This window comes from Nostoc sp. LEGE 12447 (assembly GCF_015206985.1).
Taxonomy (GTDB): domain Bacteria; phylum Cyanobacteriota; class Cyanobacteriia; order Cyanobacteriales; family Nostocaceae; genus Nostoc.
The window spans coordinates 1-7,048 of record NZ_JADEXT010000103.1 but is presented as its reverse complement, the minus strand read 5'-3'; the positions used below and the strand labels follow the sequence as shown (position 1 = coordinate 7,048).

Genomic DNA, 7,048 nt, shown 5'->3' with positions numbered 1-7,048 from the left:
AAACAGAAGGTTTGGGTTTAGCCTGGATGCTGGAGAGAATCAAAAGCCGAACATCAGGACAGAACTTACATGATTTGTTAAAGGCTGTTCATCTATCAGGTTCAGCGTTAAAACCGAGATACTTTAACACCTTGGCTCGGAGTAAGAATGCTGAGTTTAAAGCTGAGGAAGTGGCACAAATTGTTGAAGTAGCGGAGTTATCTCGGAAAGAATATTGGAATAAAGTATCTATTTGGCTGAGTATGAATATTCCTGTTGATATTCAGCAAGTAATCATTGGTGGGGGAACATCGGAATATTTAGTTGCTGAGTTGAAAAACTTATTTACTTATACCGAGATTTCATGGGCGGCAGAATTAGAAGAGGATGTGCGTTTGGCTTTTAACCTGCCAATAAAAAAAGATGCGTTGTGCTTACGTTTCACGGATGTATACGGATTATTCCGTTATCAAAACGCTACATCAGCTATTTCAAACCATCGTGTGTCCTAGCAATTTGCTCATTTTAAAGGAATATTAGCAATGTTTTCAGATGTTGAGTTTCGCTTACGAAGTAGAGTTAAGACTGATAGCCCAGAAGCAATGCTGTTTAAGTATTTAAACTCCAGAAATACTCTTTATCCTGCGAAGGATATGGTGATAATTGCTATTAGCAGCTATTGGCTTCCTTTAGCCTATCAAGCCCAAGAGCAACCCGTAGATTTAGAACCACACATTCGTGCTTGTCTTTACCGCCTTCAACTTCACTCTTCATATCTGATGGGACTGCTGGGAGAAATCCCGTCTCAGGCAGCCACGATGATTGCAGTAGACAGAAATTCACTTTCATCACTTTCCCTTCCATCCAATATTCCCCCAACAGAACCATCTAAGATTCCCCCAACAGAACTATCTAAGATTCCCCCAACAGAAGAAAGACAGTTAAAAGTTGACTGGTTAAATCCTTTTTCAACTTTATCTAAATAGGAATTCATAATTATGTATCAACCACAAGAACTTTTTAACAACCTCTCACCATCCGAAATTAGCCGGACTTTACGCTTGAGTGGGATACCTGAAAAAGAGTCATATACCGAGAATGATGCAGACAGGTTTCGTGAATGTCGCACTTTAATTGAGCAGGGTGGAACTGACGAGGACGTGATGGCCCTATTATCACCAGTCGTTGACGTTGTGCTGTCAGAAACTCCGGATAATTCTTTAGCTGAAATCAAGAATGGGCGGAAAAAGTCCGGTAAAAAAGGGACTAAACCATTAGACATAACTGAATTGCTAAGTCTTGCTCGTGAACAAGGTTTTAAACTTACCCTGACTAAAGCTTTAAACATTTTCGCTGATTGCGGACTAAAAGAACAAGATGAATATACTTCAGAGGAATCCGAGCGTTTTCTCACTGCCTGTAACTTGCGACATCAGGGAAAAACAGAAATTGAGATTCCAGCAAACTTTGGAGCAGGTGTTTTGGATGCAGCAGATATCGAACTAAGCCTTGAAGAAACTGAACGACTCATACAAGATTCTGGCGATTTACTTTTTGGGGAAATGCTGCGAGAGAAAGCTGGACAACACGCTGCCATTGCTCCAGGTTTGTACTTGAAATATTTAGCACAAGAACTAGCTTCAGAAACTTCTCAACAGAATTGGCGTTCCTTACTTGAAATGATTAAAGCTCGTGCGGTGGGAAAGCCTCAACCCCAATTTACTTTGAAGGTGCAAACCCTACAGCTACAGCAGCCCTTGAACAGTTTGCCGCCGAACTCAGAGAATGGTTCGACTTCCGACTAGAACAGGAACGACAAACTATTGAGATTCAGGCACTAAAAGCCTCTGATGCCAAAGCTACCCGATTAGCTGCCCACAAACTCGAAAACCTGCAAGCTTGGATTGAAGCCCAGGAGTCACGAAAAAAACTCCGCAAACAACGCTCTGAACAATGCAAATCTAACCTATTTTGGTTTGGTCAGTGGATTGGTTCGGGTCGCTCTGGGATTTTCTTTTTCATCTGTGGCGTTTTGATTTCTACAACTGCTACAGCTGTGGCAATCATTAATCTACCAACTTTCTTGTCTTGTCCTGATCGCAAAAGTCCCTGTTATCTGGTATACCAAATGCGATTCAACAACAAAAGTGTAATTCTTCCGGGACAAGCAAAGGATATTGTTGCTGAGTATGAACGTAATAAGACCAAATCTAAACGACGCAAGTAATTAAGTTTTTGGGAAAGAGAAACTGTCTGTTTTGGTTTTCCCTATCTTTGGAACAGCATCAATAGTTTGATATAGGGATGAAGTTATGAACGACCTAAAAGAAATTAAACTTTGGGACGATTGGGATGATATCAATTTATCAACTCCAGAACGTCGCATTGAGCGCTTAGAAATTCTGCTGTGCCAAAAAGTACACAAAGGCGAGGACATATCTGAATGTCTGCAAGTTTTAGAGTATTTGAAAAATCGCACAACTCAGCAAAAGTTAGAGTCTGTTTTCTTTAAGCAAGTTCAGTCTAAAATGACTTTCAACTTGTGGCAAATAATTGGTCAGGCTACCTTAATCTTTTTAGTCGCTATTCCTTTCTGTTTTGCGACGTATAAAATAGCTACTTCATCAATATCTAATAATTCTTCGTCGGAATTATCTCTTAGCAAACAATTATTAAAAAACACCCTACCACACAGTAAAAAACATCATAGATAAACACAGTGACAGTGCGGTATATTTATTTACTGCACTGCGATTACTGGCTATGATACTCCATCAGCAATCTCTAAAATCTTTCAAGTCAACGAAGTAAAAAGGCAGTTTTTGAAGAAGAATTCAGAAGTCAGAATTCAGGAGTCAGAATCAAAACGCTCGTGACGCTCGATAGCGCAGCGTTAGCGACGCAGGAGCGTCTGACTCGCTTGCCGCCGGCGCTATCCACCAGTCGCACAGAATACCCAACTGAATTCTGGCGACTGACGCATGTATTCTGTTTCAATAAATATTTACTTTCATGCCAAGGTGAGGCGATCGCTTTCTTTCACATATTCAGGTCAAATCACTGCATTTGATGGATAAAAACTTTCTTGACAGCGTAACTCACCTACTTTAATAAGAGGTGTTTTTATCAAAAGGCAAGCTCTCTTCCGGCTCAAAGTTCCGCAAGTCCTGTTCCATTTGGCGGCGGCGTTGAGCGTAGGTTCTGCTGTCTTCAATCCTTTCTTTCATCCGTTCTTCACCAAAGTTAATACCCTGTTCTGCATGTTTAGCAGACACTTTGTTGTAATTATCAACTTCTATTTTCTTGCGCCACTCAAGCTGTTCTAGCGCACTTTCACTGATGCCAATTTTACGAGCGTATTCTACATATTCAGGTCTAAGCGAACCGTCAGGGTTAAACTCCCTTTTTTCTTGTTCACTGAAGAAATCGTAGGCTGTGTAGATTGGCCACGGTTCTGGATCAGTCTCATCCAAGTGTTTCCACTCGTCGTATCTCGCTTTTACTCTACGAGCGTAGTCATCGACTGCTTCTGGATGTGCGCCAAGAGATAATTTTTGTTGTCTTACTTCACCTTTTAAAGTTCCATCTGCATTGAATTCTTTCTTATGCATATTTATCCAACGCTTAATTCTCGACATACAAACCTCTCAAAATATTAACTAATTTTTATTAACTTCTGAAAACCATGACTCTGGAAATTAAACATTTTGATCCCAGGCTCAATCAATGGATTTATACAGATGAGCGCCAAACTATTTTAACTGAAAATCTCAGTAATACTTTACTGGAATTTTACTTTCCTGATAAAAAATTCTCCTTTGGACATTCAGATGAATACAGTACAGACAAAGAGTTAAAAAATCATCCAGATGGACACATTTTACTATTATCTTCAAAAACTCGCTTACTTTATGGAGGAAAAGAATGCTTAGAAACGATTCAAAAAATTTGTCCAGATAGTAAAGACCGAGGTGCTTATGGTTCCATCTTCCTTGGTGCTTGTAAAAATGCGATTTACGAAAAGCTAAACATTCTGGTAGTAGATGATTCTACTGAAAAGGCTGGTGAAAATGGAGGGATATTATCAAATGATTTGGCATATAAACTAGTCGGTGACTGTTATGGGCAGATTTCAACACAACTCTATGACAAAGTAACCTTAAGAGAATCCCAAGCAGATAAAAGCTATCGTGTAATTCAGCATCGATTTGGTTGGGTGGATGGAGTTGGAGACGATACTACTAAATATCGTTTTGGCAAAGGAACACTCCGACCATACAACTTAGATGAAATAGAATATGCAGATCCCAAGAGCAAACCAAAAATAGACATAATTCTCCCCGTAAGCAGTTTTAAAGGAACAGACAAGGATAGACCCGAAGGGCCTACTAAACCGCAGATTAAGCCAGGATTATATCAGCAAAATATTTGGTTAGCTGAAAAAGGGCAATCTCAACAAGGTCAGATGTCTATCTCCCAACTGCTGGCATCTTTCCCCCAAGGAATTAAAGATTTTGCCGAGTCACTAGAGGTACAAGCTCAAAGACTAACTTCTATCCAAGATGATCCGAGAATTGTTGCTGCTTACTATTGTGAAAGATACGAAAAACGTAAAGAATCATTAAGCCAAAATAAATTAAAAGCATCAAAAACTATTAATCAAGAAACAGATGTCAAAAACTTAGGGACAAATGATGATTTAGATACAGATGATGAATTGGATGACGAGACTACTAAAGATGACTTGTTCATGTACAAACTCATTAAAGCCGATTTGCTTGGGCATCAACAGCTTTTAGAAACAGAGAAAGTAAAGCAGGAGTTGAGCCGTTTTGTTCAAAGTGAGTGGCGAGATATTGCCATTGGGAAAACTTTGACTTTTGATCGGGGGATGATTATTCCATCCAAAGACTTAAAAAACGGTGAAATCTGCGTTCCCTGGTTTGACGAGCAAGAAAAAATTCTTAATTATCGTTCTCCTTTCCTTAATTCCAATGGGTTATGTGTTTCTAATAACAAATATGTTGAGGATCGACTGGGGCCAGACGGTAAAGACATCAAAGGTGTAATTGTAGTTAATGACGAAGACCACAAGCGCATACAGCAAAGAATTGCACAGCTAGAAGTGCAAGGGATTGATGTTGATTTTATCGACCCAGCCGAAACCGAATCAGAACGGCAAGCGCGTGATTTCGACGGTGACTGTATTGGCGTAGCACTTGCACTTCAATATCCAAACTTCACAGCCGAAGCCGAGTACAGAAACCAGCCTGAAAATGCTTATCGTCCTACTGTTAAAGAAAAGAAACAATCATTTTATTCTTCAAATGGAAGCCAGCCTCCATTTGAAGAAATAGCTATCCACATGAGCGATAGCATCAGCGTGGGCATAATCAACAATCAAGTGACAGCACTAGAGGCATTAGAATCGGAAATTGAGGTACTTAAAACTTACGGAACTATCGAACAAGAATCAACTTATTTAGACCAAGTTTCTAGCCATTATCAAAGTTTATTTGAACAGGAATATGGCGAGAAGCCCAAACCAATTAGAGCAGAGTACAAACCCTTCATGCAATCTGTTGTAGCTTTAGCAGAGAATCCTAACAGAACTCCAGAGATTATTCAGCAGGCAATGGATGTTAACCGCCTGATGTACCGGGAAATGATTGGTGAGGGATGTTATCAAAACCAAATAGCGGTTGATTTATTCAAAAGTGCTAAAAAACCGGAGATGGATAAAATCCGGGAAAACAGCCGCTACTTGTATCGTGATGTTAATTATATTAAAGATAAAAAGTCGCGTTCAGTTTATTTAAACACGGGGATAACACCAAAGGGCTACTCACCAGTAGAATTATTGATTAGCCAAACTAATAAATATTTCCAAGAATCACAGTTAGAATCGCGTCCCATAGTCCAGTTTAAAGACTTATTCAAAGGAGTAGAATTTACACCACAGCAGAAATTTGCAGCGATCGCCGCAAAGTACGAGTTCGATCTGAAATTCAACGTTGCGGTTCGTGTCTCAAGGCGACGAGAAACAGAGTCTGGCCCTAGCGCAATTATTCAAACGAATTCAGGAACGCAACTCGAAATTACCAACCTCACCCGCTACGGGCATCCCCTAATCTGGAAAGCCCAGACACTTAATATTCGCTTAGATGAGATTAAATTCAGAAACAGTGAACGCCCCCATAAATTATTAGCAGTTGCACAGATAGATGACGAGGTTGGGTCAGATGGAAAACCCGCTTACCGCAACCTGGGGACAGTTAGCCAACAATCTGTGACTGACCACAACCTCAAGGCGGGGATAACCACACAAGGAGCTAAACTCTTAGAACTAAAACCAGAACTTACCAGAAGCCAAACTAAACTACTCTTTGCCAAGGCTTATGAAGCGGCAGAAGCATTTTATGCGAAAATCCCAGAGTTAGAAAAACTTGCATCCGCCGCCGCCGCTTGGAACATCTGTGCATCCCGCCAGGATGAACTCGAAGTTGCAAGAAAAGAAAACGCAAACCCCCAAGCGATCGCTAAAAAAGTCTCTAATTTTGCCTTCGCTGCTTTCCCCAATGAGATTATCTCCCGCTTGGAGAAACTGCAATTTAGCGAACCGAAGTTAGTCACACTTTTGAATGAAGCAAATCAATTTTTGGGCAGAAAGTGGAACCCAGACGAAAAACACCCCATAGAAATCAGAGCTAGCCACCACCCACCGGGACATGAACGCTACGTTTCCAGATTGTTATTCGTACAGGATGCTGACGGCGAATATAAGGAATTCGCCATGCTCGAAACCAGGGCTGGAATGTTACCAATTGGCACAAAGGCGCAAGCTAATTTCATTGGGGTAGAACCTGCTACCGCCAAAGCAACTATTGGGCTACCAGGAAACGAACCGGTTGAAATTACTATCCGTGAACTCAAGAACTTCTCTTAGGGACTTCCAGAAAATAAACTATTCCATCACCAATAATGATAATCATTTTAGAGGGGAATGAAGGGGCTGCCGTCGGCAGCCCCTTCATTCCCCTTTTGTAGTAATTTAAATAATGACGCTTGT

At 40.6% G+C, this 7,048-nt stretch carries 6 protein-coding genes and 1 pseudogene; 5 read left to right on the top strand and 2 right to left on the bottom strand.

What is annotated here, in order from left to right; translation table 11 throughout:
• From IQ274_RS36000 to IQ274_RS35990, 3 genes and pseudogenes are all read left to right on the top strand, one after another.
• A pseudogene (locus IQ274_RS36000) lies at nucleotides 1-491 on the top strand (hypothetical protein); the annotation flags it as partial.
• A gap of 30 nt (nucleotides 492-521) precedes the next feature.
• Entirely contained in the window at nucleotides 522-965 is a 444-nt protein-coding gene (locus IQ274_RS35995) for a hypothetical protein (protein WP_194145211.1), read from the top strand.
• Nucleotides 966-977: 12 nt separating this feature from the next.
• Entirely contained in the window at nucleotides 978-1,784 is an 807-nt protein-coding gene (locus IQ274_RS35990) for a hypothetical protein (RefSeq protein ID WP_194145210.1), read from the top strand.
• Nucleotides 1,785-1,959: 175 nt separating this feature from the next.
• Here the strand turns inward: IQ274_RS35990 and IQ274_RS37660 are convergent, their stop codons facing one another.
• Nucleotides 1,960-2,082 carry a hypothetical protein gene (locus tag IQ274_RS37660; RefSeq protein WP_265578608.1) on the bottom strand — a complete coding sequence of 41 codons (123 nt, stop codon included), beginning with the start codon at nucleotides 2,080-2,082 and terminating at the stop codon, nucleotides 1,960-1,962.
• 209 nt (nucleotides 2,083-2,291) lie between these two features.
• On the opposite strand from IQ274_RS37660, the gene IQ274_RS35985 reads away from it, so the two are divergent.
• On the top strand, nucleotides 2,292-2,693 hold the full coding sequence (locus IQ274_RS35985; RefSeq protein ID WP_194145209.1) for a hypothetical protein: 402 nt from the start codon (nucleotides 2,292-2,294) through the stop codon (nucleotides 2,691-2,693).
• Nucleotides 2,694-3,086: 393 nt separating this feature from the next.
• On the opposite strand, the gene IQ274_RS35980 is transcribed toward IQ274_RS35985, so the two are convergent.
• Nucleotides 3,087-3,617, bottom strand: coding sequence for a hypothetical protein (locus IQ274_RS35980; protein ID WP_194145208.1), 531 nt, complete (start codon nucleotides 3,615-3,617; stop codon nucleotides 3,087-3,089).
• Nucleotides 3,618-3,664: 47 nt separating this feature from the next.
• Between IQ274_RS35980 and IQ274_RS35975 the strand changes: the two genes are divergently transcribed.
• Nucleotides 3,665-6,925 (top strand): hypothetical protein, encoded by a 3,261-nt coding sequence (locus tag IQ274_RS35975; RefSeq protein WP_228058636.1) that lies wholly within the window; start codon nucleotides 3,665-3,667, stop codon nucleotides 6,923-6,925.
• Nucleotides 6,926-7,048: the final 123 nt, after the last annotated feature.

Coding starts and splice junctions, on each gene's coding strand:
- IQ274_RS35995 (WP_194145211.1), top strand. CDS start 522: ATGTTTTCAGATGTTGAGTTTCGCTTACGAAGTAGAGTTAAGACTGAT.
- IQ274_RS35990 (WP_194145210.1), top strand. CDS start 978: ATGTATCAACCACAAGAACTTTTTAACAACCTCTCACCATCCGAAATT.
- IQ274_RS35985 (WP_194145209.1), top strand. CDS start 2,292: ATGAACGACCTAAAAGAAATTAAACTTTGGGACGATTGGGATGATATC.
- IQ274_RS35980 (WP_194145208.1), bottom strand. CDS start 3,617: ATGTCGAGAATTAAGCGTTGGATAAATATGCATAAGAAAGAATTCAAT.
- IQ274_RS35975 (WP_228058636.1), top strand. CDS start 3,665: ATGACTCTGGAAATTAAACATTTTGATCCCAGGCTCAATCAATGGATT.